The 24,675-nt window shown below is 40.8% G+C and carries 21 protein-coding genes, 1 pseudogene and 1 riboswitch; of the genes and pseudogenes, 8 read left to right on the forward strand and 14 right to left on the reverse strand.

Going from position 1 to position 24,675, the window contains the following annotated elements; translation table 11 throughout:
* Window positions 1-33: 33 nt before the first annotated feature.
* Both ABVJ71_RS06400 and ABVJ71_RS06405 read right to left on the reverse strand, forming a co-directional pair.
* On the reverse strand, window positions 34-1,299 hold the full coding sequence (locus tag ABVJ71_RS06400) for an MFS transporter (protein WP_353856138.1): 1,266 nt from the start codon (window positions 1,297-1,299) through the stop codon (window positions 34-36).
* Window positions 1,300-1,473: 174 nt separating this feature from the next.
* Complete coding sequence (locus ABVJ71_RS06405) at window positions 1,474-1,653, reverse strand: YjzC family protein (protein ID WP_353856139.1); 180 nt, start codon at window positions 1,651-1,653, stop codon at window positions 1,474-1,476.
* A gap of 590 nt (window positions 1,654-2,243) precedes the next feature.
* On the opposite strand from ABVJ71_RS06405, the gene ABVJ71_RS06410 reads away from it, so the two are divergent.
* On the forward strand, window positions 2,244-3,782 hold the full coding sequence (locus tag ABVJ71_RS06410) for a glycoside hydrolase family 43 protein (RefSeq protein ID WP_353856140.1): 1,539 nt from the start codon (window positions 2,244-2,246) through the stop codon (window positions 3,780-3,782).
* 145 nt (window positions 3,783-3,927) lie between these two features.
* Entirely contained in the window at window positions 3,928-5,199 is a 1,272-nt protein-coding gene (locus tag ABVJ71_RS06415) for a glucuronoxylanase (protein ID WP_353856141.1), read from the forward strand.
* An 879-nt stretch (window positions 5,200-6,078) separates the two neighbouring features.
* Here the strand turns inward: ABVJ71_RS06415 and argF are convergent.
* The 9 genes from argF to ABVJ71_RS06460 form a co-directional block, all read right to left on the reverse strand.
* Entirely contained in the window at window positions 6,079-7,029 is a 951-nt protein-coding gene (gene argF, locus ABVJ71_RS06420) for an ornithine carbamoyltransferase (protein WP_353856142.1), read from the reverse strand.
* Window positions 7,026-10,106: a carbamoyl phosphate synthase large subunit gene (locus ABVJ71_RS06425; RefSeq protein ID WP_353856143.1), complete on the reverse strand. Its 3,081-nt coding sequence runs from the start codon at window positions 10,104-10,106 to the stop codon at window positions 7,026-7,028. Before ABVJ71_RS06425 ends, argF begins: the two co-directional genes overlap by 4 nt.
* Window positions 10,099-11,160, reverse strand: coding sequence for a carbamoyl phosphate synthase small subunit (locus tag ABVJ71_RS06430; protein ID WP_353856144.1), 1,062 nt, complete (start codon window positions 11,158-11,160; stop codon window positions 10,099-10,101). The genes ABVJ71_RS06425 and ABVJ71_RS06430 overlap by 8 nt, the downstream gene beginning before the upstream one ends.
* A 69-nt stretch (window positions 11,161-11,229) precedes the next feature.
* Window positions 11,230-12,381: an acetylornithine transaminase gene (locus ABVJ71_RS06435; protein ID WP_353856145.1), complete on the reverse strand. Its 1,152-nt coding sequence runs from the start codon at window positions 12,379-12,381 to the stop codon at window positions 11,230-11,232.
* Entirely contained in the window at window positions 12,378-13,154 is a 777-nt protein-coding gene (gene argB / locus ABVJ71_RS06440; RefSeq protein WP_353856146.1) for an acetylglutamate kinase, read from the reverse strand. The genes ABVJ71_RS06435 and argB overlap by 4 nt, the downstream gene beginning before the upstream one ends.
* Before the next feature lie 14 nt (window positions 13,155-13,168).
* Complete coding sequence (argJ, locus tag ABVJ71_RS06445) at window positions 13,169-14,389, reverse strand: bifunctional ornithine acetyltransferase/N-acetylglutamate synthase (RefSeq protein ID WP_353856147.1); 1,221 nt, start codon at window positions 14,387-14,389, stop codon at window positions 13,169-13,171.
* Between the two features lie 20 nt (window positions 14,390-14,409).
* Window positions 14,410-15,447 carry an N-acetyl-gamma-glutamyl-phosphate reductase gene (gene argC / locus ABVJ71_RS06450; protein ID WP_353856148.1) on the reverse strand — a complete coding sequence of 346 codons (1,038 nt, stop codon included), beginning with the start codon at window positions 15,445-15,447 and terminating at the stop codon, window positions 14,410-14,412.
* 272 nt (window positions 15,448-15,719) lie between these two features.
* A complete protein-coding gene (locus tag ABVJ71_RS06455; protein WP_353856149.1) occupies window positions 15,720-16,028 on the reverse strand; it encodes a metal-sulfur cluster assembly factor in 309 nt (102 codons plus the stop codon).
* 45 nt (window positions 16,029-16,073) lie between these two features.
* A complete protein-coding gene (locus ABVJ71_RS06460) occupies window positions 16,074-16,859 on the reverse strand; it encodes an alpha/beta fold hydrolase (RefSeq protein ID WP_353856150.1) in 786 nt (261 codons plus the stop codon).
* A 136-nt stretch (window positions 16,860-16,995) separates the two neighbouring features.
* Between ABVJ71_RS06460 and ABVJ71_RS06465 the strand changes: the two genes are divergently transcribed.
* The 3 genes and pseudogenes from ABVJ71_RS06465 to ABVJ71_RS06475 form a co-directional block, all read left to right on the forward strand.
* Window positions 16,996-17,808: a Cof-type HAD-IIB family hydrolase gene (locus ABVJ71_RS06465; protein ID WP_353856151.1), complete on the forward strand. Its 813-nt coding sequence runs from the start codon at window positions 16,996-16,998 to the stop codon at window positions 17,806-17,808.
* Window positions 17,809-17,897: 89 nt separating this feature from the next.
* A complete protein-coding gene (locus ABVJ71_RS06470) occupies window positions 17,898-18,047 on the forward strand; it encodes a competence protein (protein ID WP_353856152.1) in 150 nt (49 codons plus the stop codon).
* Window positions 18,044-18,235: pseudogene (locus ABVJ71_RS06475) on the forward strand (DUF3813 domain-containing protein); the annotation flags it as partial. The gene ABVJ71_RS06470 and the pseudogene ABVJ71_RS06475, both read left to right, overlap by 4 nt.
* A 44-nt stretch (window positions 18,236-18,279) precedes the next feature.
* Here the strand turns inward: ABVJ71_RS06475 and ABVJ71_RS06480 are convergent.
* The gene (locus ABVJ71_RS06480; protein ID WP_353856153.1) at window positions 18,280-18,735 is read right to left on the reverse strand and encodes a BsuPI-related putative proteinase inhibitor; all 456 of its coding nucleotides are present in this window, start codon (window positions 18,733-18,735) and stop codon (window positions 18,280-18,282) included.
* 16 nt (window positions 18,736-18,751) lie between these two features.
* Window positions 18,752-19,594 carry a YitT family protein gene (locus tag ABVJ71_RS06485; RefSeq protein ID WP_353856154.1) on the reverse strand — a complete coding sequence of 281 codons (843 nt, stop codon included), beginning with the start codon at window positions 19,592-19,594 and terminating at the stop codon, window positions 18,752-18,754.
* A 140-nt stretch (window positions 19,595-19,734) separates the two neighbouring features.
* Between ABVJ71_RS06485 and ABVJ71_RS06490 the strand changes: the two genes are divergently transcribed.
* Window positions 19,735-20,592, forward strand: a complete 858-nt coding sequence (locus ABVJ71_RS06490) for a DegV family protein (RefSeq protein ID WP_353856155.1) — start codon at window positions 19,735-19,737, stop codon at window positions 20,590-20,592.
* Between the two features lie 262 nt (window positions 20,593-20,854).
* Here ABVJ71_RS06490 and ABVJ71_RS06495 read toward each other — a convergent pair whose 3' ends face one another.
* Window positions 20,855-21,703, reverse strand: coding sequence for a S1 RNA-binding domain-containing protein (locus ABVJ71_RS06495; protein WP_353856156.1), 849 nt, complete (start codon window positions 21,701-21,703; stop codon window positions 20,855-20,857).
* A 238-nt stretch (window positions 21,704-21,941) separates the two neighbouring features.
* Between ABVJ71_RS06495 and ABVJ71_RS06500 the strand changes: the two genes are divergently transcribed.
* Both ABVJ71_RS06500 and ABVJ71_RS06505 read left to right on the forward strand, forming a co-directional pair.
* Complete coding sequence (locus ABVJ71_RS06500; RefSeq protein WP_353856157.1) at window positions 21,942-22,433, forward strand: YajQ family cyclic di-GMP-binding protein; 492 nt, start codon at window positions 21,942-21,944, stop codon at window positions 22,431-22,433.
* Between the two features lie 81 nt (window positions 22,434-22,514).
* Window positions 22,515-22,633: riboswitch (SAM riboswitch) on the forward strand.
* Window positions 22,634-22,711: 78 nt separating this feature from the next.
* Window positions 22,712-24,583 (forward strand): bifunctional homocysteine S-methyltransferase/methylenetetrahydrofolate reductase, encoded by a 1,872-nt coding sequence (locus ABVJ71_RS06505; protein ID WP_353856158.1) that lies wholly within the window; start codon window positions 22,712-22,714, stop codon window positions 24,581-24,583.
* Window positions 24,584-24,675: the final 92 nt, after the last annotated feature.

Consider the following 24,675-nt stretch of genomic DNA (forward strand, 5'->3'; position numbering starts at 1 on the left):
ACCCCCCTGTATGCTAGACAGGGGGGTTCTTATTTAGACCTCAACCGCTTCGGACTTCTGTTTATCTGCTGTGAAATGGCTTTTAGCAAGCCCTGTAAACAGGAAGATGGCAATACCCGATAGAATTTCAAGCAACCCTCCTCCAGCAATGACAGGTCCTGCTCCAAATCTCTCAGCCAGAACACCTGATACAACTGCTGCAAGCGGGAGAAATACGTTTGATGAAGCAGTGATCACCGCATACACTTGCGGCTGATCCTCTTGATCAACAGATGTTTGGATGATAACCATTTCTGGTACATTAATGGCACTCACTGCCGCTCCAAAAATAAAGGAAGCAAACAGAACAACCGGTAGCCATGTACTCATCCCTGTGATAAAGAACGCAACACCTTCAATGATGCCAGCTACAATAAAGAACAAACCGAACCTTTTAATTTTCACCTTTGCAAGAGCAAACCCCATCATAAATGCGCCTACAGCTGCAACGCCTCTTAAAATAGAATAAACCATTGAATCACTTTGCAGCGCTTCTGCTACATAAACGGCAGACAGTGCTTGCCAAGGTGCTGCCGCTACATTCATCAAAATACAATAAAGTGTCAAAGCAAATAAAATATGATGATTTTTGACAACAAGAAAGCCTTTTTTTAAGTTATAAAGGTATGTATTCTTTGCCTGTTTAATGCCTGCTGCTCTTTCTTCTTCTGTTCTCTTCAGCTTGACTCCGATAATAAAAAGGCCTGAAATGATAAATAATGCAGTCGTAATTAGCAGTGTATCTGCGGGTCCGATTAATTTCACAAGCAGCCCTGCTACCATGACTGCTGCAAGCGCCACAATTTCGAATGATGATTGTAAGATAGCATTTGCTTTTTGAATGAGATGTGTCGGTACAATCTGCGGTAAGATGGCCACAGAGGCTGGATTATAAGCTGCACCTGTTGCTGATTGAATCACCATTAGTGAGATCAATAACCATAAGGGCAATAATTGTGAAAAGTGCAGGAGCGGGATAATAAGTACAATTGTTGCTCGAACGACATCTGAAGCAAACATCCATTTGGACAAATGGTGGTTTTTCATAAGAGGTCCTAGGATCGGGGCTAACAATGATGAAGGAAGAACTGTCACCGCAAGAAGAAGTCCTGTACCAAGTGCTCCGTCTCCTCTTAAAATCAATAGCCAAAGGACGGATGTAAATGCAAAGCTTTCCCCTGTATTTTTAATGAGCCTTGATATGAATAATGAGGTAAAGTGTTTATTCCAAACACTTTCACTGAGATTCATCTTTTCCATCACACAAATCCTTTCAACAATCATTCTATTCCTTATTACATATTTTACCTTAATTTCGCTTTTTTTCATACTATTTATTTGAAAATTTGAACACTTAATTGTTTTTATTGTAAAGAAAAAAGAGGCACGACACATGCCTCTAAAGTCTTATTATATGAACTGTTAGTCAATTGCTTACGGCTTTCTTTGATATGTCCAGACGCGATGATGATTCGAGTTATCCGGAAAGACATCGCCTGCTTTGAGCTTAATTTTTAAAGGATCTTTCACCATACTTCCGGTTTCGCCAATTTCAATATAAACGCCATTATTCGGTGCTTTATGTCCTGGTTTAAACTGGTGCTGCTGACCCATTTACACCCTCCTTTCTCGATTGATGTTATTATGCCCCGTGCTTTACCTCTCCTATCCCTGATGTAAAAAGTCTCTGCTTAATAGGAAGGTATAGTTTTTGTGCTTAGAGAGTAATGAATGATTCTAAATGCTTCTATCCAGACTTAAAACTCTCCGCTCGTTTGCCCACATTCGTCATCACCTTTGTTTCGTATCCAGAATCTCCGTTGATATAGGACAGGCGCTTCTCACTATAAAAAAACGGACATGAATCAAGTTGAACTTCTGTATGTACAAGAACATAAACATAAATCCATGAATATGTGAATTAAACGGTATTGAATGGCACTATCAAAACCAATCCCTTTTCGCCTCATTTTGCAGAAGCTAAACCTGAATCCATTACGAAACACGCTTTTCTCTAGAAATAATCCATTCGATGCGTTCTTCAAGATCAGTTGTCATCATATTTTAAAAAAGCCTCCTCCATTTTAAAGTAAATGGAGGATGTTAAGTGATAAAAACAAAATGCAACGTTTGTTGATTAGTTTTTACTTTTTTGCTTATTTGAGGAATTTTCCATTTTTAAGGGAAAAGGAGGATGTTTAGCTATGAGTAAAAAGTGTAGCGTATGTTTATTGGTTCTTGCTCTATTTTTGAGTTGCTTGTTTGGGGAATCTACGTTTGCTGTAAGTACCCCAATTGCAAAACATGTAGGGAATTCAAATCCGCTTATAGACCATCATTTGGGAGCAGATCCGTTTGTGCTGACCTATAACGGAAGAGTTTATATCTATATGTCAAGTGATGACTATGAATATAATAGCGACGGAACGATTAAGGATAATTCATTTGCCAATTTGAATAAAGTATTCGTCATATCTTCAGCGGATATGGTGAACTGGACAGACCACGGAGCCATTCCGGTAGCAGGTGCCAATGGGGCTAATGACGGTGAAGGGATTGCAAAATGGGCAGGTGCGTCTTGGGCACCGTCAGCCGCAGTTAAAAAGATCAATGGTAAGGATCAATTCTTCCTTTATTTCGCAAACAGTGGCGGAGGTATCGGAGTTCTCACCGCAGACAGCCCAATCGGTCCTTGGACAGATCCGATCGGAAAAGCGCTAGTTACAACAAGTACACCAGGAATGTCCGGTGTAGTGTGGCTTTTTGATCCGGCAGTATTTGTAGATGACGACGGCACCGGTTACTTGTATGCCGGCGGGGGCATCCCTGGCGGTTCAAATCCAACGCAAGAGCAATGGGCCAATCCTCAAACAGCAAGAGTCATAAAATTGGGGCCAGATATGACCAGTGTTAGTGGAAGTGCATCTACAATTGATGCGCCTTTCATGTTTGAAGATTCAGCAATGCACAAGGATAACGGAAAATATTACTATTCCTATTGCATTAATTTCGGGGGCACGCACCCAGCCGATATACCCCCAGGTGAGATCGGCTACATGACCAGCTCAAGTCCCATGGGTCCCTTTACGTATAAAGGGCACTTCCTGAAAAATCCAGGTGCATTTTTCGGAGGTGGCGGAAACAATCATCATGCTGTTTTCCATTTTAAAAATGAGTGGTATGTGGTGTACCATGCTCAAACTGTCAGTTCCGCTCTATTTGGAGCCGGCAAAGGGTACCGTTCTCCCCATATTAATAAGCTGGTGCACAATGCAGATGGATCCATTCAAGAGGTAGCGGCAAATTATGAAGGCGTAACACAGCTTTCCAATTTGAATCCGTATAACCGAGTAGAAGCTGAAACGTTTGCTTGGAATGGACGCATTTTGACAAAGAAATCCTCAGCACCCGGCGGATCGGTAAATAATCAAAATGTAACAAACATTCATAACGGAGACTGGATTGCTGTAGGAAATGTAGACTTCGGAACCGGTGGTGCCAGCACGTTTAAAGCAAATGTAGCATCTACTATAGGTGGAAAAATAGAAGTGCGCCTCGACAGTGCAGACGGTAAGCTTGTTGGAACCCTGAATGTACCTTCTACAGGTGGAGCACAAAACTGGAGAGAAATAGAAACTGCAGTAAGTGGCGCAACTGGTGTGCACAAAGTATTCTTTGTATTTACTGGAACAGATGAAGGACATTTGTTTGATTTTGATTACTGGCAGTTTACGCAAAGATAGCACCGATAATGGAACCGCTAATTATAAAGGATTTAGCATATGATATACCGCATGTTTCAAAAGAGGAAAAGCGCTTTGTATGCAATATAAAGAAGACCAAACATATGTTTCCAATTACGTAAAAGACATATGAAGGAGTGGAACAATGATGTCATACGTAAAAAAGTCAATTTGTGTGTTAATGGTATTATTCACTATGCTGGCAGTAATGCTAATCGAGCCAGGAGCTACTGACGTTTTGGCAGCAAGTGACGTAACCATTAATTTATCTGCAGAAAAACAAGTGATTCGCGGTTTTGGAGGAATGAACCATCCGGCTTGGATTGGAGATTTGACAGCACCTCAAAGAGAAACCGCTTTTGGAAATGGACAGAATCAGTTAGGTTTTTCTATTCTTAGAATCTATGTAGACGATAACAGTAATAATTGGTACAGAGAAGTAGCAACTGCAAAAAAAGCGATAGAGCAAGGAGCATTAGTCATTGCTTCACCATGGAATCCTCCAAGTGACATGGTTGAGACCTTCAATCGTGATGGTGATACATCGGCAAAACGGCTCAAATACGATATGTACGATGCGTATGCCCAGCATCTTAACGATTTTGTTGCCTACATGAAAAGTAATGGTGTGGATCTTTATGCGATTTCCGTTCAAAACGAGCCTGATTATGCACACGACTGGACGTGGTGGACTCCGCAAGAAATGCTTCGTTTTATGAGAGAAAATGCCGGCTCAATTAATGCGCGTGTCATTGCACCGGAATCATTTCAGTACCTGAAAAATATGTCAGACCCGATTTTGAACGATCCGCAGGCTCTTGAAAATATGGATATTCTTGGAGCTCACCTGTACGGTACTCAAATCAGTCAATTCCCTTATCCTCTTTTCAAACAAAACGGAGGAGGGAAAGAGCTTTGGATGACGGAAGTATACTATCCGAATAGTGATAGCAACTCAGCAGATCGATGGCCCGAGGCATTGGATGTTTCACATCATATTCACAATTCAATGGTAGAAGGAGATTTTCAAGCTTATGTTTGGTGGTACATCCGCAGATCATATGGTCCTATGAAAGAAGACGGTACAATCAGCAAACGCGGTTACAATATGGCTCATTTCTCGAAGTTTGTGCGCCCTGGCTATGTAAGGGTTGATGCAACGAAAAATCCTAATGAGAACGTTTACGTGTCAGTCTATAAAAGTGAAGACAAGATCGTTATTGTTGCCATTAATAAAAGCGACACAGGGGTCAACCAAAACTTTGTTTTGCAGAATGGATCAGCTTCTCAAGTATCTAGATGGATAACAAGCAGTAGCGGCAATCTTCAACCTGGGACGAATCTCAATGTAACGGACAATCATTTTTGGGCCCATCTTCCAGCTCAAAGCGTAACAACATTTGTCGCAGATCGTTAAGAGCATCAAGGCAAGCGATACCGCGTCGATTTAAATGCGATATACAATGCTATATGAGTACGAAGGAGCCGATTTTTCCCCTTTCTGTTTCTATTATGGCAGTAATTTTCGGAGTCTTCGGCACGTTGAAACTTGTAGAGGATTTAGAGGAATGGAAGAAATTGAATTGCAGGTTGCTACCAATCAAGTTGTTCTAACGATCTCTGACGACGATCCTAAAGCCCTTCAACGCTGCTCTTCCATACTCCATTTTTCAATATGAAATTGAGTGATTTTCCGATCGGAAAATCGCTTTTTTTCGTGTCGTTCATCGGTTTGAAGCCGCATGCTTCGGCTTTTAAAAGGATTAACAGGTCTACCAAGTACATTTTTACTATAAATTCCACCATGCCTTTAAATGTCCATGCCAGTTACAGGATAAATTAATTCTCCCTTATTACATATATGTGATAATGCATAGCAATGTAAGTATGATGTCCAATTATTGAGTGCCCATTATATTGAGGCTTATTTTCTTTTAAAATCTCTTGTATCTGTTCATTAGTCCAATCCCTTGTTGTATAAAATTCTTTTCTTGCTTCCAAAATTCATTAACCCCTGCAGCTCTTCTTTTTGCGTTGGTGCTCACAAATTTCAGATTCGCTCCTTACAAGTTACTTGGGTCTTCCTAGACTTCAAGGGTTTTCAATTCATGGTGAAAAGATATCAAAGTGATACTATAAAAGCTGAGTAACTAAAGCTATATCACTCTCCAGTTCATTTTTCAAGAATTGATCTAAATCTTACGTTCTAATTATAGATGGTCTCATATGTGACCAGTCATGTTTTCCTTTTCAACAACCAAAGTCCCTGCTCAAAAGAGTCAGGGACTGCTATCCATTATGTTGTTTGGTTATACATGAGCTCTTTAATTAATGCTTTTTGCACATGCAAGCGATTTTCTGCCTGCTGAAATACTTTAGAGTGCGGACCATCAATAATGTCAGCCGTCACTTCTTCTCCGCGGTGTGCAGGCAGACAATGGAGAAACGTGTAATCTGCTGCTGCATGACGCATGAGTTCATCATTTACTTGATATTCTTTAAATTCAGCAAGACGTTTTTCTGTTTCTGTCTCCTGCCCCATGCTTGTAAAAACATCTGAATAGATGACATCAGCATCTTGAACAGCAACGACAGGATTTGTTGTCACAAACACTTTTGCACCAGATTGTTTAGCAAACTCAATCGCTGTGTCTGTCACCTCCTGAAGTGGTTCATATCCTTTGGGTGATGCGACAGCAATGTCACAGCCAAGCTGCGCACAGCCGACCATTAAGGAATGCGCCACGTTATTTCCATCGCCAATATAAGCGACTTTGACTCCTTTTAGTTTACCTTTTGTTTCTTTAATGGTTAGTAAATCAGCAAGTGCCTGACAAGGATGTGAGAAGTCGGTCAGCCCATTAATGACTGGAATGGATGCGTATTTTGCAAGTTCCTCAACCTTTTCATGAGCAAAGGTTCGGATCATGATTCCATCTACGTAGCCAGATAACACCTGAGCAGTATCTCTAATGGATTCTCCTCTGCCAATTTGCAAGTCATTTGAGCTCAGAAATAGGGCATGCCCCCCTAGTTGCGTCATTCCTGCTTCAAACGATACACGGGTTCTTGTAGAGGATTTTTCAAATATCATCGCAAGTGTTTTCCCTTTGAATAAATCCTGATATGGTTGTTGTTTCATTTCTTCCGCTTTTTCAATCAAGTAAGCAATGTCCTTAATTGAAAAATCTTTTAAAGATAAAAAGTCTTTTCCGTATAATACCGGTTGTACGTCCACTTGGCTCATGCCATCACTTCCTTTTTATATAATTCATGGAGAGATACAGGTGACACATCTCCATTTTTCCCTTTGAGGAATGCATTGGCTGTTTCATATTCAGTCAGCACTTGCACACCATGAGTCAGTGCTTTGACGCGTTGTTCTTTCGCCTGTTCACCTTCACCTAAATGAATGTGAAGTAATTTATGATCAGTTTGCAGCCAACTTTCAAAGCTGCCTGTCCAGACGTCAAAACCTGCTTGCTTCACTTCATCTATTAACAGCTCACTACCTTGAATATAGACGCTCCCTTTCTGACTCCAGATTGAAGCAAACACTTTTTTCAAGGCGCTCTCAACGTTCTTACCTACACACATGCCTTCCCCAGTAGCTTTCATTTCAGGTGTCAATTTTAAATCAATATCTTGAATGGCATGTGATGAGAACACTGGAAATTTAACTGCCGTGCCGCCCTTGTTCTTCATTGAAAGGTTCAGTTCTTGCAGCGTCGCACCAGCTAGTAGTCTTGTTGCTATAGGGATCATCTCAATACCCATCACCTTGCTGACTACTGGTACGGTTCGGCTGGCACGAGGATTGACCTCTAAAACAAGCGCTTTCCCATCTTTTATGACGTATTGAATATTCATAATGCCTTTGAATTTCAATTTTTTTGCTATTTGTTCAGATGCAATATACACCTGCTGTTTTATTTCCTCATTGATGGAGACACTTGGCAAAATGGCAAAGCTGTCACCTGAATGTACCCCAGCTTTTTCAATATGCTCGATAATGGTTGGGATAAATGTATTCTCTCCGTCGGAAATGAGATCAACTTCTAGTTCTTTCCCCGTGACATATTCGTCTATCAAGATTGGATATGGCAAATGATCTGGCTGATCAAGAAGTGACATCAAATCATCTTCATTTTGAACAATGATCATGCCCATTCCGCCAATGACATAGGATGGACGAATTAACACAGGATAACCGATGCTTTCTGCATGTGCGAGTGCTTCTTCTTTTGATTGAGCGGTGTCCCCTTTTGCATGAGGGAGTTCAAGCTCATCAAGAAGCTGGTAAAATAAATCACGATCTTCTAGTGCATCTAATGTGTCAAAGGACGTACCTAATAGTGTCACGCCGGCTTTTTCTAACCCTTCAGCTACGTTGATAGCTGTTTGACCACCAAATTGGACAATGACAAAGTCAATTTGTTCCGCTTCTACTACGTTTAAAATATGTTCAAGTGTGATGGGTTCAAAATATAAACGATCTGCAATCTCATAATCCGTGCTCACCGTTTCCGGATTGTTGTTCATCATGATTGTCTCAAATCCAAGCTTTTGCAAAGTAAGAACGCCATGCACTGCACTATAATCAAACTCGACTCCCTGCCCGATCCGTATTGGACCAGATCCGATAATCAGCGCACGCTGCTTTGTTTTCAGGTGATGCTCTCCATCACTTTTTCCAAAGTACGTTGAATAAAAGTAATTCGTTTTCGCATCAAATTCTGCAGCACATGTATCCACAATTTTAAATGCTGCGGAAATCCCGTACTCTTTACGAAGCTGCCTGATGTCATCTTGACTGCTTCCAGTGAGAGAAGCGATTGTTTGATCGAGAAAGCCTTTTTCTTTCACTTTTTGCAAAAGTGATCGTGAGAGTGTTCCTTTATTGTCTTTTAGTTCTTGTTCAAGTGAAATCATATGCTGAAACACGTGCAAGAAAAATGGATCAATTTTTGTCACATGATGGATGGTTGCAACCGTTTCTTCTCTAGAGAGAAGTTCCATGACTGCAAAAAAACGACGATCATCTGGCGTCTTGATCAAATCAAGTAACACCTCAGTCGTTAGTTCTTTCAGTTCAGGTAAGTGGAACCCATTTGTTTTTATCTCAAGTGATGCGACCGCTTTTTGAATAGCAGACTCTAAATTTCGGTCAATGGCCATAACTTCACCAGTGGCTTTCATTTTTGTTCCTAATTTGCGATCTGCATGTTTAAATTTATCAAATGGCCAGCGCGGGAATTTGACCACGACATAATCGAGTGCAGGCTCAAAGCTTGCATATGTTGTTCCTGTCAGCGGATTTTTCAATTCATCTAATGTGTAACCCACTGCTAGCTTTGCAGCCATTTTCGCAATTGGGTAACCTGTTGCTTTTGACGCAAGAGCAGAAGAACGGCTGACCCGAGGATTCACTTCAATCACAAAGTATTCTTTACTGAGTGGATCGAGAGCAAATTGGATGTTGCACCCGCCGACTACATCTAACGCTGAAATGATTTTCAGACTAGCTGATCGAAGCATCTGATAGTCCTGATCTGTTAATGTTTGAGACGGCGCTACGACAATCGAGTCTCCTGTATGCACACCAACAGGATCGATGTTTTCCATATTACAAACAGTGATACATGTATTTTGACGATCTCTCATGACCTCATATTCAATTTCTTTAAATCCTGCAATGCTTTTTTCAACTAAACACTGGTGAATCGGACTCGCTAGAAGGGCTCCTTCAATGAGCGGCATAAATGCTTCTTCAGTTAAAGCGATCCCTCCTCCTTTACCGCCAAGAGTATAAGCTGGTCGAATAATCACTGGGAAGCCAACTTCTTTTGCAAATTGAAGGGCATCTTTAACATTATCAACAATCTCACTATCTGGGACCGGTTCGTTTAAGTGCTTCATGAGGGCTCTAAATTTCTCACGATCTTCACCGTTTTCAATTGTTTCAACAGACGTTCCGAGTAGCTTGACACCATGCTTTTTCAGCACACCGTTTTTTTCTAACTCGACAGCAAGATTTAGTGCCGTCTGTCCGCCAAGGTTGGCTAAAAGACCATCTGGCTTTTCCTTTTCAATGATACGTGTCACTGAATCAATTGAAAGCGGTTCAAAATAAATTTCATCAGCAAATGACTCGTCTGTCATAATCGTTGCTGGGTTGTTATTTACTAGGATGACTTTGTACCCCTCTTCCTTTAAGGCCATACATCCTTGCGTTCCAGAATAATCAAATTCTGCTGCCTGACCAATAATGATTGGACCAGACCCGATGACTAGAATGGTGTGTATGCTTTGATCTTTAGGCATGTGCAACTTCTCTCCTTGCTTGTTTCACTTTCTCAATAAAATCATCGAATACCCATTCACTTTCAGCAGGTCCTGGGTGTGCTTCCGGGTGAAATTGAACCGACATAATCAGCTTTTCTTTATGAATCAATCCTTCTACAGATCCATCATTCACGTGTAAAAATTTCACATCCACTTCTTTGTGATTCATGCTTTTTTCATTTACAACATAACTGTGGTTTTGACTTGTCATAAAAACTCGTTTTGATTCTGTATCTTGAACAGGATGGTTCGCACCGCGATGTCCAAAGGGAAGCTTATACGTATCCCCTCCTAGTGCAAGAGCAATTAATTGATGGCCTAAGCAGATGCCGAGCGTCGGGAAAGTCATCATCATTTGATGAATGATGTTCAAATATGGCTTCATTGTTTTCGGATTTCCAGGGCCGTTTGACAGCAAAATCGCATCTGGCTTGATGTCAAACACTTTTTCCATTTGTTTATATGGAATCACCGTTACTTTGCAGCCGCGTGCCTCAAGAGAGTCTGCAATTGACTTCTTAAAGCCAAAGTCAATTAGCGCCACATGCTCTTTTCCACTACCTTGTGTGTGAATCTCACTCTCTGTTACCTGTTCGACAACATTGATTTCTTTCATTGCAGGCGGAGCTTCGTTTGCGTCTAAGCTTATAATAGCGTTCATTGTGCCATTTGCTCGTATGTTTTGAACAACTGCCCGAGTGTCTGTATGAGTAAGAAGCGGGATGTTCCACTTTTGTAAATAATCTTTCAGGCTCACCGCTGCAAGATGATGCGAAAAATGCTCTGCTGCTTCATATACGACAACTGCTTTTACTTGCGGTTTCTTGCTCTCAAAGTCCTCATGGTTAATTCCATAATTTCCGATCAGCGGATATGTGAAAACAATGATCTGTCCTTTATATGAAGGATCTGTAAGCACCTCTTGATAACCTGTCATACCTGTAAAAAATACCACTTCACCCGTTATGCCAGCGTCTCCTGTCAGATCTCCTTCAAAAGAGGCACCATCTTCTAAATTTAAATAACCTTTCATGATTGTGTCACCCCAGATTGAATAATTAATAATATAAATGTATTTTTATGCGTAATGGTGCAAAAAAATTTACACCGTCACAGTTTCATTTGATAGAACATGGATAATGGCTTCTATTGCTTGATCCATCTCAATTGTCTCTACATTAAGCGGAGGTAATAGACGGATGACATTCGGTCCAGCCGGAAGAACTAATAGTCCTTGCTTTCTTAGGGCTGTAATGTATTCTCCTACTGGCTGATAACATTCGATGCCAGCCATCAGTCCTTTGCCGCGCACTTCCTTTACGATGTTCAGTTGTTTGACGGCTTGCAGTTTTGATAATAAATAAGCGCCTTTTTCCTTAACTTCAGAAAGAAACTCATTATTAAATACGAGATCGAGTGTAGCGTTTACTGCCGCCATTGCGAGCATGTTTCCACCAAAAGTCGTTCCATGTGAACCTGGTGAGAAGGCTTCTCCTAATGCTTTTTTTCCTATAATCGCACCGACTGGGAAACCGTTACCCAACCCTTTCGCAACTGAAATAATATCAGGGTCAAGATTCGCATGTTCGTAAGCGAATGCTTCACCTGTGCGTCCAATGCCCGTTTGTATTTCATCAATAATGAGCAGTGCCTGATGTTTTTGACAGAACGCTTGAACAGCCTGAAGAAATTCTGCTTTAGCGGGATTCACTCCGCCCTCACCTTGCACGACTTCTAGCATGACCGCTGCGATATCATTGACTTTACATGTGGAGATTGCTTCAAGGTCGTTATAAGGCAAGTAATGAAACCCTTCTAGCATTGGACCAAAACCGGTTTTGATTTTATCTTGACCTGTAGCAGCCATACCAGCATATGTGCGCCCGTGGAAAGAGTGTAAAAATGTCACAATATTCGTCTTTCCTGTTGCTTTACGGGCTAATTTTATGGCACCTTCATTCGCCTCAGCACCACTATTGCAGAAAAACACAAGGTCTCCTGAACTGTTTGCTACCAGCTTTTCTGCCGCTTTTTCTTGCAGTCCATTTTCAAATAAGTTGGACACATGCCATACTTGATCAAGTTGTTTCTTTATTGCTTGATTGACATTTGGATGATTGTGACCTAAATTCGTTACCGCAATCCCCTGAATAAAGTCTAAATACTTTTTCCCGCTTGTATCAATCGCCCAAGAACCTGCTGCCTCTTTAATTTCAATATTCCACCGGCTATATGTTTGAAAGAGATGACTCACAGGACCGCCTCCTTTTGTTTCACAATTCGTGTTCCTTTAAATGATTCCCCAGTAAAAAAACTGCCTTTCCCATTCACAATCATGACCTCGTCGACATCTCCAGATAAAGCCGTTAATGCCGATTGCACCTTCGGGATCATTCCCCCGGAAATAATTCCTTCATTGATGAGTGAAAGTGCTTCTTGTTCAGTCACAACATCTAATAAATGGCCATTTTTCAAGATGCCTTCAACATCTGTTACGAACATTAATTTATCAGCCTTTATTGCTCCAGCAACGGCTGATGCAGCTAAATCTGCATTGACATTTAATGTTTGACACTCTTCTGTCATCGATAGCGGTGCAATGACAGGAATGAATTGTTTTTCCATCAACGCTTCTACCATTGCAGGATTAACTTCTTTAATTTCGCCAACATAACCGTAAAGGTCTTGATCAAGAAAATCTGCCACAAGCATCTGTCCGTCTTTTCCAGACACACCGACAGATGAAATATCGTGTTTTGCCAATTCTGAAACAAAGTATTTATTAACAGTACCAGAAAGGACCATCTCCGCTACCTCTAAGACAGGCTTCGTTGTTTTACGCTGTCCGTCAACAAATTCAGTTTTCACTTCTAATTTTTGTAGCATATCGGTGATCTCAGGACCTCCGCCATGGACGATCACTAATTTAAAGCCAGCCTCTTGAAGCGAGCGAACATTTTCAAAAAATGTATCTGAAAGTTCTCGAATGACACTTCCTCCACACTTGAACACAATCGTTTTATTCATGTCAAACCCCTTCATTATGTGCGATAACTCGCGTTAATTTTCACGTAATCATAGGTAAGGTCACAGCCCCATGCCGCCGCTTCACCTTCTCCTTCACTCATTTCAATCAAAATCGTGATCTCATCTTGTTCTAGATACGCTTTTGCTTCCTCTTCTGAGAAAGGCTGCGGTTCATTATGCTTGAATAGACACTGGCCGCCTAAATAGACTTCTACCTCTTCTGGTGTAACGGACGCTGTGCTATGACCAATCGCTCCAACAATTCGTCCCCAGTTTGCGTCTGTTCCATATACGGCTGTTTTGACGAGACTTGAGCCAACGATTTTTTTGGCAATAATGCCTGCTTCCAGATTATTTTTAGCGCCGACGACTTTCGCTTCAATTAATTTGGTCGCACCTTCTCCATCTCTTGCAATCTCTTTCGCTAAATCCTCACAAGCTAGCTTTAAGCCTTCTTTAAACAATGGCCATTCTGGATGCTCTTCATTTAGCACATTATTTTCAGCCATTCCATTTGCCATCACGAGTACCATATCGTTTGTTGATGTCTCTCCATCGACCGTAATCTGATTAAAAGTCACATCCGTAATGTCGCGAAGCGCTTGTTGCAGAGCTTCCTGCTCTACATTCGCATCTGTTGTGACAAAGCCAAGCATTGTCGCCATATTCGGATGAATCATACCTGAACCCTTTGCTGCACCTGAAATGATAATTTCTTTACCGTCTATCGTAAGGGTGTAAGTTGTATTTTTAATGACCGTATCTGTTGTTAAAATGGCTTCTTCAAAATGACCTTGCTCTGCTTTTGCTTCTTTTAGCTGCATGATGCCTTTTTTGATTTTAGCCATATCAAGGCATTCTCCAATGACACCAGTAGAACAAACTGCAATATAATCGGACTCTATTCCTAACATGTCTGCACAGGCTGCCTGCATTTCATATGCATCCTTCAAACCCTGCTCTCCCGTACATGCATTGGCAATGGCACTGTTGACAATGACTCCTTTTAATCGCCCAGTCTTTTTTAGGCTTTTTTGCGTGACTTGTAGCGGTGCTGCTTGAAAGTGACTTTGTGTGTATACAGCAGCGCTTGTCGCTGGTACTTCACTGATAATCAGCCCAAGGTCTTTTTTTGAATAGCGCAATCCAATATGAATCCCCTTCGCTTCAAAGCCCTTAGGTGATGATACGTCACCGTCTATTTTGACAATGCTTTTTTCATTCAATTCAATCATGTTTGCGCTCTCCCCTGTTCTTATGGATAAAGAGGTGTCATTGTGAGACCCGCCTCTTCATTTAAGCCTTTGATGATATTGAAGTTTTGAACCGCTTGACCGGCTGCGCCTTTCATTAAATTATCTATCACCGATACGATCGTCAGTCTGCCTGTTCGTTCATCTAAATGAAAGCTGATGTCACAGAAGTTACTGCCGTATACTTCTTTTGTCTGAGGATAAATTCCATAATCTCTAACTCTGACAAAATAGGAATCTTCATAAAAACCTTTCATATGCTGCATTAAATCTTCTTGCGCTAGATCTGACTTTAATTGTGTATACATCGTCGCCATAATCCCTCTTGTCATTGGGACAAGATGCGTTGAAAATGTGATGTTTGTCGTTTGCGGATTCCATTCTCTTAATACTTGTTCTATTTCAGGTGTATGTTGATGCTCATTCACCTTATAAATTTTAAAGTTGTCGTTCAACTCTGAAAAATGCGTTCCAAGTGATGCAGTTCTCCCCGCACCAGAAACCCCTGTTTTGGCATCAACGATTATCATTGATTCATCCATCAAGTTCTGTTTCATCAGAGGTGCTAAGCCAAGAAGGACTGCGGTTGGAAAACAGCCTGGGTTTGCAATCACTTCAGCCTGCTCAATTTTTTCTCGATTCAGTTCAGATAAACCGTACACAGCTTGTTGGACGGATGCTTCATCCGCTGCCCGTCGTTTATACCAAGCTTCGTATGTTGCTCCATCTTGAATTCGCAAATCACCCGACAAATCAATGATAGGCACTCCTTGGTTCATGAGCTGTGGTGTCAATTTACTTGATACGCCTGCTGGTGTCGCTAAAAATACAGCATCCGTTTCTTTAACAATAGTCTCCGGCTCTATTGCCTTTAATGTTTGATCTGAAATGTTTGTTAGATGCGGATAAGAATTGCTGTATGATTGCCCATCATCACTTGATGAATACAATATACATTCGTCCACATGCGGATGCTGCTTTAAGATACGAACTAATTCCACACCACCGTACCCCGTAGCACCTATAATACCTATTTTCAACGTCAATACACCCTCTTGATCTTTGTGAAATTATTTAACATTATATCATGTATAAAAATTAATTCAATTGTATATTTAATATTTGTTTTCATTTTTTTCATGAAAAAATCCGCATATCTTTCACGAGACATACGGATTTATCTTTGTTTCTGTATTGTTTCATACCATGAGCGCACTGCATAAATATGATCAGGAGCTTGCATAAAAATGAAATGAACGGTAAAGAAAACCTGATACGAGTTTATCTCGTATCAGGCGTTTAACACATGATCTTATTGAATACCAAGAGCGATTTTCGCATATCTTGACATTTTGTCTCTTGTCCAAGGCGGGTTCCAAACAATGTGAACCTCTGTTTCTTTCACGTCAGGTAAGTCACTTAATGCTTTTTTTACCTCATCAACGATAATTGGTGCAAGAGGGCAACCCATTGATGTCAATGTCATGGTGATATCCGCTTTTCCATTCTCATCAAGATTGACATCATAGACAAGCCCAAGATTGACGATATCTACATTCAACTCAGGGTCAATCACCTGTTCCAAGGCGCCTAAAATGTTTTCTTTCAATGCTTCATCCATGATATCCACTCCTTTTCCACTAGTATAACGTACTTTTTCTTTTGACTAAACGTTTGTGCTTTTCAGATGTGTCACAAACCAGTCAATCGTTTCAAACATCGCTTGTCTTGAGACCTTGTGACCTGCTTGTTCATCTGTGATAAAACGAATCAGGTGCGGGTCATGCTGATATTGGGTCGCCGCTAACTCATCATAAAGCTCTTTTGCATGGCGATATGGGACAACAGGGTCATTTTCAGCATGCCAGAATAAAAGTGGTCTTTTCTTAAGCCGATCTGTGTGCAGGGTTAAATCATAAGGACGCAAGGCTTCTAATTGCTTGTTCACGTCATCATCTGTCAACTCTTTCATAAGACCTTTGTGACGCATGTCCATGATTTGTGCCTTTAGAAAAGTCGTATATTTCGGACTGCCCATTAAGCTGACGGCCGCTTTAATCCAATCATGCTTTGCAAGTGCGCCAAAGGTGGTGATGCCTCCCATGGATGTACCAGCGACGCCTATCAGATCGGCTTTAATCAATTGTTTTTCTTGAAAATGTGTTTTGAGTATGTCGATTTCACGAATTTCGTTCAGGACAATTTCCCAGAACTTTGATGCTAGTTCCTCTAAGCTGAGGTTTTCTGATCTTACACCATGATAAGCACAGTCAGGCAAAATGACTCTCATGCCTTTTTCCGCCAAATGAAAGGCGAAGTGTAAGTTGTGCTCACGTGCACTGGTAAACCCGTGTATGAAAAATACAAGCGGCAGCGGTTTTTCTTTATTTTCAGCTTTTACGATATGTAAAAATGGAATATCGCGCGTAATTTGCTCATCAATGGTGATCACAGCCTATGAATCCTCCTTTATCATTCCCGTCTTTGTTTATTTTAACATGTAGACAATAAAGATGTGATAAAGATACACTATAGTTAGAGGCAGAGGACATATTGCCTCCTATCACTTACAGATCAAAGGAGATTTTATGGAGACCAAACCTTATCTAATCGCACTTGACCTGGATGGCACATTATTGAAAGATGATAAAACCATTTCTTCACGCACACTTGACGTCATTCAAAAAGTGAGAGATAGCGGGCATCATGTGTGTATATCAACGGGCCGGCCATATCGTTCCAGCTCTCCTTATTATAATCAACTAAAGCTCAATTCACCGATCGTGAACTTTAACGGGGCATTTGTCCATCATCCTCTCGATGAAAAATGGGGCAGATTCCACACGTCGCTTGACCTTCAAGTAGTCAAGCAGCTTGTAGACATTAGTGAAGAGTATCAGGTGCACAATGTGTTAGCTGAAGTCTTAGACGATTTATATTTCCATTATCATGATGAAAAACTCATTGATATATTTAATATGAACGCCAATAAAGTGACCGTCGGGGACTTAAGGGACACTCTTTTAGAGAATGTCACAAGTATCTTAATTCACGCAAAAGAAGAAGACGTGGGAGCCATTCGAGGCTATTTAACAGATGTTCACGCAGAAGTGATTGATCACAGAAGATGGGCCGCTCCATGGCACGTCATTGAAATCATTAAGTCAGGAATAAATAAAGCGGTTGGTCTGCAAAAAATTAGCGATTATTACGGCATTCCGCAAGAACGAATAATCGCATTTGGGGATGAAGACAATGATTTAGAAATGCTTCAGTTTGCTGGATGCGGTGTTGCGATGGGCAATGGAGTTGATGCTGTGAAAAGGGTATCAAATGAGATTGCAGATACAAATGAACAAGATGGAATTGCTAAGTTCTTAACAAATTATTTCGCGCTTTAATTTTTTCCATTCATACATAGAAGAAGGAAGCGGTTATACTAAGCTTTAGACAGGGCAACCTGTCAGCTTGTTTGAAGGGGCGGATCCGAATGGGTAAGAGAAGCAAGTCGAAACGCTTTATACAACAAGGTAAAGATTCAGTCAGTCTTCATGACGCACGTTTTCCTTATCGATCTACACTTGAAGAAGCTACAGACCAAGGAAATAAGAAGACAAATGCTTCTTTAGGTTCATTGTGAGAAACGAACTTTTTGATCAAGCCAAATCATTTACTGAAGAAGCTTTTACTTCTTCATTTCAATCTGGGTCAGAGCGTCAAAAAGCTGTAAAGCGAGCAAAAAATGCTGTATCATCTGCCTTTGCAAGTTCTACAGATGCAGAAAGAAACCAGCTTCATACCTTCCAAGAGCTGCTGCTTGATGATCTTTCACTTAAAAAGCTGTCCGGTGTTGGACAGCTTTTTCTTATGCTTTACTTTACTTGGAACATTTTCTTCTCCGTGATTTGCTTAAGCCCTTCCGCTTTCCCCTTGAACGATACAACCACTTCATAAGTTCCAGGCTCTACACCACTTGACCATGTATCTTGAAAATCATACGTTTCATTTGCCTTTAAGACAAATGATTGGATGGCTTGTGTGAACATACGATCTTTCGAGTAACGGTATTTTTCATTTCCATTTTCATCATAGACACGTAATTCAAACTTCTGACTTGTATTAAATGTAAATTCAATATCATGATCAGATCGATTTTTCAATGACATTTGAAATTGAACCGAAGCACCTTTCTGGACAGGGTCGATTGTGAGCACTGCCGTTTTTTCTCCCATTTGACCAGATACCTCCTTTTCTGGTTCGTCATTCTTTTGAGAACCACAAGCCGCTAAAATCAATGGAATGAAAAGAAGCACCAAAAGTTTTTTCATCTTCTTTCCCACCTTTTTAATCTCTTCTGAAAAATCCAAGAATATTGGTCGTTTGGACAATATTCGTAAAGGCTTTTGGATCGACTTCCTTTATAATTCGTTCAAGTTCATACAGCTCATACCTTGTAATGACAATCACCATCATTGCTTTTGGCTCGTTGGTAAATGCGCCTTTAGCAGGTACAGTGGTGATTCCTCTTACCATTTTTCCATAAATGGCTTCTTTGATTTCATCGGCTTTCTTCGTCACAATCATGGCCGTCAGTTTCTCATGTCTCGTATGAATCGCATCAATGACCCTTGTGGTCACATATAATGTCACAAGGGTATATAATGCTTTCTCCCAACCTTGTAATAATCCTGCTGTAAAAATGATGATTCCGTTTAAAATAAAGAAATACGTGCCAACAGGCTTATCTTTCCATTTTGCTAAAATCATCGCAATAATATCGAGTCCACCTGTTGATGCCCCGTATTTTAGCGTAATCCCGATGCCAAGTGCAGAAATGACACCGCCGAACACAGCATTCAATAAAATATCTTCAGAAACGCTCGTCTCCGGTAAGATGCCGAGGAAAATGGTCGTTAAGGCAACACTGATTATGCTATATAGAGTAAAGGAACGACCAACCTTCATCCAGCCTAAAATCCCTACTGGAATGTTTAATACAAATAATAGAACCCCAGTCGATAAATAAAATGGTGCATATTCATCAATTACACTGGATAACAGCTGTGCTACTCCGGTAAAACCGCTCGCATATACGTCAGCCGGAATTAAGAATAAATTAAGTCCAATCGCATTTAATAATGCACCAATAACAACGACAATAAGTTTTTTTGCTTCTCCAATAAACATGATGTCATTCCTCCACTTACCATTCTCTCTATGGTTTTCCCTAAAAATTAGAATTTGAACACGAAAAGGATGATTTCTATGATATAGTTAGGCTAAAAAGATGTAATTTTGCAGATTTCATTCAGAAAGAAGGGATTTTTATGACTGTTCATATCATAGCAGACAGTGCTGCTGACCTGCCTCTTTCTTATTATGATGAACATAACATAACACTCATTCCGCTACGTGTATTACTTGGTGAGCAGGAATTTGAGGATTTAATCACAATTGAGCCAAAACAAGTATTTGATGCAATGAGACAAGGCGAAAGTCCAAAAACTTCACAACCTTCACCAAACAGGATCAAAGAAGCCTTTGTATCCCTTGCACAAACTCATACAGCCGCACTTTATGTCGCTTTTTCATCAGAGCTTTCAGGTACATATCAAACAGCCGTCATGATGGCAAACGAAGTAAAGGAAGAATATCCAGACTTCGATTTACGAATCATTGATTCTAAATGTGCTTCACTCGGCTATGGACTGGCTGTCAAACACGCTCAGACACTTGCCATTGACGGAAATACAATACAAGAAATTGAAACGTCTGTAAAGCATTTTTGTGGATCTTTACAACATATTTTTACTGTAGACGATTTATCGTACTTAGCAAGAGGGGGAAGAATCACTAAAGCATCAGCTTTTGTTGGCGGTCTTTTGAGCATTAAACCTATTTTACACGTAGAGGATGGAAAGCTTGTTCCGCTTGAGAAAATCCGGGGACGTAAAAAACTACTCAAACGAATTATCGAACTGATGAAAGAGCGTGGAACAGACTGGTCAAATCAAACTGTTGGGATCAGCCATGGCGATGACCCTGCACTTGCAGAGGATATGAGACAATTGATAGAAACAGCATTTCATCCAAAAGATATTGATATCAATATCATTGGTGCAGCCGTTGGGTCTCATTCAGGACCTGGAACGCTTGCAATCTTTTTTACAGGCAACCCATCATAAAAGCACCCTTCCCTACATATGTAGGGGGGACCCTAGTCTGTCAGCATGACGCCAATCCGCTTCACATTTGTTTCGGTCGTTCTGCCTGTTTGATTGCTGCATGAGGCGAGCACAATCAACATGGCTGCCATCAGAAGAAATGTCATCCACACACTCCTTTTATCAACTTACTCTTTTTATCGGATTTCGGTGATGTTGTTTCAATGATAAGTGGAAAAATCAGGCTGTCGAGAAAATCTCGACAGCCTGATTGAGCAACTGCTCACTTTTTCTCATATGTCCAGCCTTCTTTTTGATCAATTAGGCCATTTTTCATCAAGTGACCTAATGCTCGTTTAAAAGCGGCCTTACTCATTTGAAACCTTTCGCGAATATCATCTCGGTCACTTTTGTCCCAATAGGGCATCGCACCATTTCTGTTTCTCATATAAGTTAAGATCTGTTCTGCATCAACTGATAATGCGTCCTGTTTTCTAGGAAGGAGAGAGACGTTAACGGTTCCATCCTCTTTCACTGCAATGACACGACCTGTGACAGTAGATCCAAGTCTTGGTTCTTCCTTTCGTTCTGTGCGATGGATAAACCCTCTAATTCCTGTATCTGTCAGCATAAAGGAGCCTGTCGCAATCAAGCGGTAAATCGTCCCTGTTATGTCTTTGTTCATAATGGTATTAGGTGCTTCGGTAAACAGCTTACTGATGATATCTTCTGTGGCTGGTTTTGCGAACAATCTCCCGTAGCTTGTGACTTTTAGCATACAGTAAAGCCGGTCTCCTTTTTTGGGCCATGCTTCTTCAAAAGGCGGGAGGTGTTCTGTTGCCACAAGTGCATCTTTTGATAACCCGACATCAACAAATACGCCCATATCCTCTACAACATCAACGACTTCAACCCATCCGTATGTATGTGCGTTAATAATAGGCTTTTTCATTGTAGCTGCTAGTCTCTCTTCATGATCTACATATAGATAGACATCCACTTCATCTCTATCTTCAATATCTTCTGTGACCTCACTACGATGTAAGAGGACAGAATCTTCGCCATCTGTCAAAAAGTATCCGTACTCCATCTCTTTCTCTATTTGCAAGGTCACTTGCTCACCTGGTCTCATGTTCTCTTCCTTCCTATCTGCCCATAAAGAGCATTCGTTCATCATTTGATTTCACTTTATTCTACTATACTTCTTAGCACATGAACATCTCTAGTTTTGTTAGCTAAAGTGGACAATCCGTAGGTGATTTATACAGAAAGAGCTTGAACTCATTGACCTATCAATGCGCTAACGTTTCTTCTATCCCCATTTGCATGATAAGATAGACGCATTATCTAATACTTGGAGGTCATGAGTCATGGCAAAAGAAAGTTCGTTTGACATTGTATCGAAGATCGAATTACCAGAGGTGCAAAACGCCATTCAAGCAGCTTTAAAAGAAATCAAAAACCGTTATGATTTCAAAGGAAGTAAAAGTGATATTTCATTAGAGAAAGAAGAGCTCGTTCTCATCTCAGACGATGACTTCAAGCTAGAGCAGCTAAAAGATGTGCTTGTGTCAAAACTCATTAAACGAAATGTACCGACAAAAAATATCGACTACGGCAAAACCGAGCATGCACTTGGCGGGACTGTACGTCAACGTGCAAAACTGATTAGCGGAATTGATAAAGACAATGCTAAAAAAATCAACACACTCATTAAGCAATCTGGTCTCAAGGTGAAGTCTCAATTCCAAGATGATCAAGTGCGTGTGACAGGGAAAAATAAGGATGATTTACAGGAAGTCATTTCACTTATTCGCAAAGCTGATTTGCCGATTGATGTCCAATTTATAAATTTTCGATAAATTTTAAATTTTCCATTGATTATTTCCGATTTTTTCGATACAGTTAATGGAAGTTCAATTCATTGACAGATTCATATTGCTTTCTTATCGAGAGAGGCAGAGGGACTGGCCCTGTGAAGCCTCAGCAACCGGTGTAATAGACAAACACTTTCTATAACCAAGGTGCTAAATCCAGCAAGCTACTGCTTGGAAGATAAGGAGAAGAATTACGATACTTTCAAAAAGTCTTCTTCTTATCAGAAGGCTTTTTTTGTTACATAGAAATAAGGAGGAATACAATGGGCCTATTACAAGATTTACAAAACCGCGTGCTGATTGCTGATGGAGCAATGGGAACACTTTTATATTCTTATGGAATTGATCGCTGCTTTGAAGAATTAAATCTATCAAAGGAAGATGAAGTCAAAAGGGTACATGAGGCGTACGTACAGGCGGGAGCTGACATCATCCAAACGAACACGTATGGAGCGAATTATATTAAACTATCCCGCTACGGTTTAGAAGAAGAAACGAAACGTATCAATACAAAAGCTATGCAAATTGCCAAAGCAGCCGCAGGCTCTGCTTATGTACTCGGAACGATTGGCGGCATCCGAACGTTTAACAAAAATGCATACTCCATTGAGGAAATTAAACGAAGCTTTAGAGAGCAGTTGTATCTTCTATTAAATGAACAGCCTGACGGACTATTACTTGAAACCTATTACGACCTCGAAGAAGCAAAGGCGGTTCTACACATCGCACGCAAAGAAACGGAACTCCCTATTGTCATGAACGTATCCATGCACGAACAAGGTGTCCTGCAAGATGGAACGCCGCTCCATGACGGTTTATCTGAATTATCCTCTCTTGGAGCTGATGTCGTCGGCATTAACTGCAGACTAGGTCCCTATCATATGATTCAGGCACTCGAAGGTGTGCCGCTTTTTGAAAATTCTTATTTATCTGTCTATCCAAACAGCAGTCTACCATCTCTTGAAAAAGGTAGACTTGTCTATGATACAGATAATGATTATTTCCGAAAGAGTGCACTAGAGTTTAGAAATCAAGGTGCCCGTCTTATCGGTGGCTGCTGCGGAACGACCCCTCAGCATATCCGAGCCATGGCGGAAGCTGTAAAAGATTTAGCGCCGGTCAAAGAAAAAAAAGTCAAAATTTTAAAAGAAGAAAGCATTTCACTCCAAGATCAACGCACAGAACCTGGGCTTGACGAGCTTGCCATTCAAAAGCGGTCAATCATCGTGGAACTGGACCCGCCAAAGAAGCTCAACTTTGAAAAATTTCTTACTGCTGCGAAAGAATTAAAGAAAGCAGGCATTGATGCTCTGACGTTAGCCGATAATTCCCTTGCCACCCCGCGCATTAGCAATGTGGCATGCGGCGCTTTGCTGAAGCAGCAACTCGATATGCGTTCACTTGTTCATATTACTTGTCGAGATCGCAATTTAATCGGATTGCAATCACATTTGATGGGACTTGATACTCTCGGATTAACCGATATTTTAGCGATTACAGGCGACCCTTCAAAAATCGGTGACTTCCCAGGAGCAACGTCTGTTTATGATTTAACGTCCTTTGATCTGATCCGTCTGATTAAACAATTTAATGAAGGACTCTCCTTCTCAGGCAAACCGCTTGGTAAAAAGACCAATTTTTCCGTGGCAGGAGCGTTTAATCCAAATGTTCGTCATATTGATAAAGCCGTCAAACGCCTTGAGAAAAAAGTAGAATACGGTGCTGATTATTTCATCTCACAGCCAGTTTATTCAGAGGAACAGCTTGTGAAAATTCATGAGGAAATCCGTCACCTCGATCAACCGATTTACATCGGCATTATGCCTTTAACAAGTAGCCGGAATGCAGAATTTATTCACCATGAAATCCCAGGCATCAAGCTGTCTGACTCGATTCGTGACATCATGGCAAAAGCAGGGGATGACAAGGAAAAACAGCGAACAGAAGGGTTAGCGATAGCCCGCTCTTTAATAGACACTGCTTGCGATCTGTTTAATGGCATTTATTTAATTACACCTTTCCTTCGATCAGATTTAACAGCAGAACTGACGAATTACATTCACCAGAAAGATAAGGGGGCAAAAGCACATGTCAACTATCACGGAACAGCTAAAGAAACGAAATCTCGTCTTTGATGGAAATGCTGTTTGGTCACCACCTAGTCTTACAAGGAAAAGTGAAAAATTATTAGCTGAATACCTTCTTCTCAATGAAGGCAGAGAGAAAA

Source organism: Bacillus sp. Bos-x628 (assembly GCF_040500475.1).
In the GTDB taxonomy this organism is placed as follows: domain Bacteria; phylum Bacillota; class Bacilli; order Bacillales; family Bacillaceae; genus Bacillus; species Bacillus maqinnsis.

What these genes read in the sequence shown, in the direction of transcription:
- argJ (WP_353856147.1), bottom strand. Translation starts at nt 14,389, where the DNA reads ATGATTGAATTGAATGAAAAAAGCATTGTCAAAATAGACGGTGACGTA.
- ABVJ71_RS06500 (WP_353856157.1), top strand. Translation starts at nt 21,942, where the DNA reads ATGGCAAAAGAAAGTTCGTTTGACATTGTATCGAAGATCGAATTACCA.
- ABVJ71_RS06400 (WP_353856138.1), bottom strand. Translation starts at nt 1,299, where the DNA reads ATGGAAAAGATGAATCTCAGTGAAAGTGTTTGGAATAAACACTTTACC.
- ABVJ71_RS06425 (WP_353856143.1), bottom strand. Translation starts at nt 10,106, where the DNA reads ATGCCTAAAGATCAAAGCATACACACCATTCTAGTCATCGGGTCTGGT.
- ABVJ71_RS06405 (WP_353856139.1), bottom strand. Translation starts at nt 1,653, where the DNA reads ATGGGTCAGCAGCACCAGTTTAAACCAGGACATAAAGCACCGAATAAT.
- ABVJ71_RS06415 (WP_353856141.1), top strand. Translation starts at nt 3,928, where the DNA reads ATGATGTCATACGTAAAAAAGTCAATTTGTGTGTTAATGGTATTATTC.
- ABVJ71_RS06410 (WP_353856140.1), top strand. Translation starts at nt 2,244, where the DNA reads ATGAGTAAAAAGTGTAGCGTATGTTTATTGGTTCTTGCTCTATTTTTG.
- ABVJ71_RS06490 (WP_353856155.1), top strand. Translation starts at nt 19,735, where the DNA reads ATGACTGTTCATATCATAGCAGACAGTGCTGCTGACCTGCCTCTTTCT.
- ABVJ71_RS06495 (WP_353856156.1), bottom strand. Translation starts at nt 21,703, where the DNA reads ATGAGACCAGGTGAGCAAGTGACCTTGCAAATAGAGAAAGAGATGGAG.
- argF (WP_353856142.1), bottom strand. Translation starts at nt 7,029, where the DNA reads ATGAGCCAAGTGGACGTACAACCGGTATTATACGGAAAAGACTTTTTA.
- ABVJ71_RS06465 (WP_353856151.1), top strand. Translation starts at nt 16,996, where the DNA reads ATGGAGACCAAACCTTATCTAATCGCACTTGACCTGGATGGCACATTA.
- ABVJ71_RS06505 (WP_353856158.1), top strand. Translation starts at nt 22,712, where the DNA reads ATGGGCCTATTACAAGATTTACAAAACCGCGTGCTGATTGCTGATGGA.
- ABVJ71_RS06455 (WP_353856149.1), bottom strand. Translation starts at nt 16,028, where the DNA reads ATGGATGAAGCATTGAAAGAAAACATTTTAGGCGCCTTGGAACAGGTG.
- ABVJ71_RS06485 (WP_353856154.1), bottom strand. Translation starts at nt 19,594, where the DNA reads ATGTTTATTGGAGAAGCAAAAAAACTTATTGTCGTTGTTATTGGTGCA.
- ABVJ71_RS06430 (WP_353856144.1), bottom strand. Translation starts at nt 11,160, where the DNA reads ATGAAAGGTTATTTAAATTTAGAAGATGGTGCCTCTTTTGAAGGAGAT.
- ABVJ71_RS06480 (WP_353856153.1), bottom strand. Translation starts at nt 18,735, where the DNA reads ATGAAAAAACTTTTGGTGCTTCTTTTCATTCCATTGATTTTAGCGGCT.
- ABVJ71_RS06470 (WP_353856152.1), top strand. Translation starts at nt 17,898, where the DNA reads ATGGGTAAGAGAAGCAAGTCGAAACGCTTTATACAACAAGGTAAAGAT.
- argB (WP_353856146.1), bottom strand. Translation starts at nt 13,154, where the DNA reads ATGAATAAAACGATTGTGTTCAAGTGTGGAGGAAGTGTCATTCGAGAA.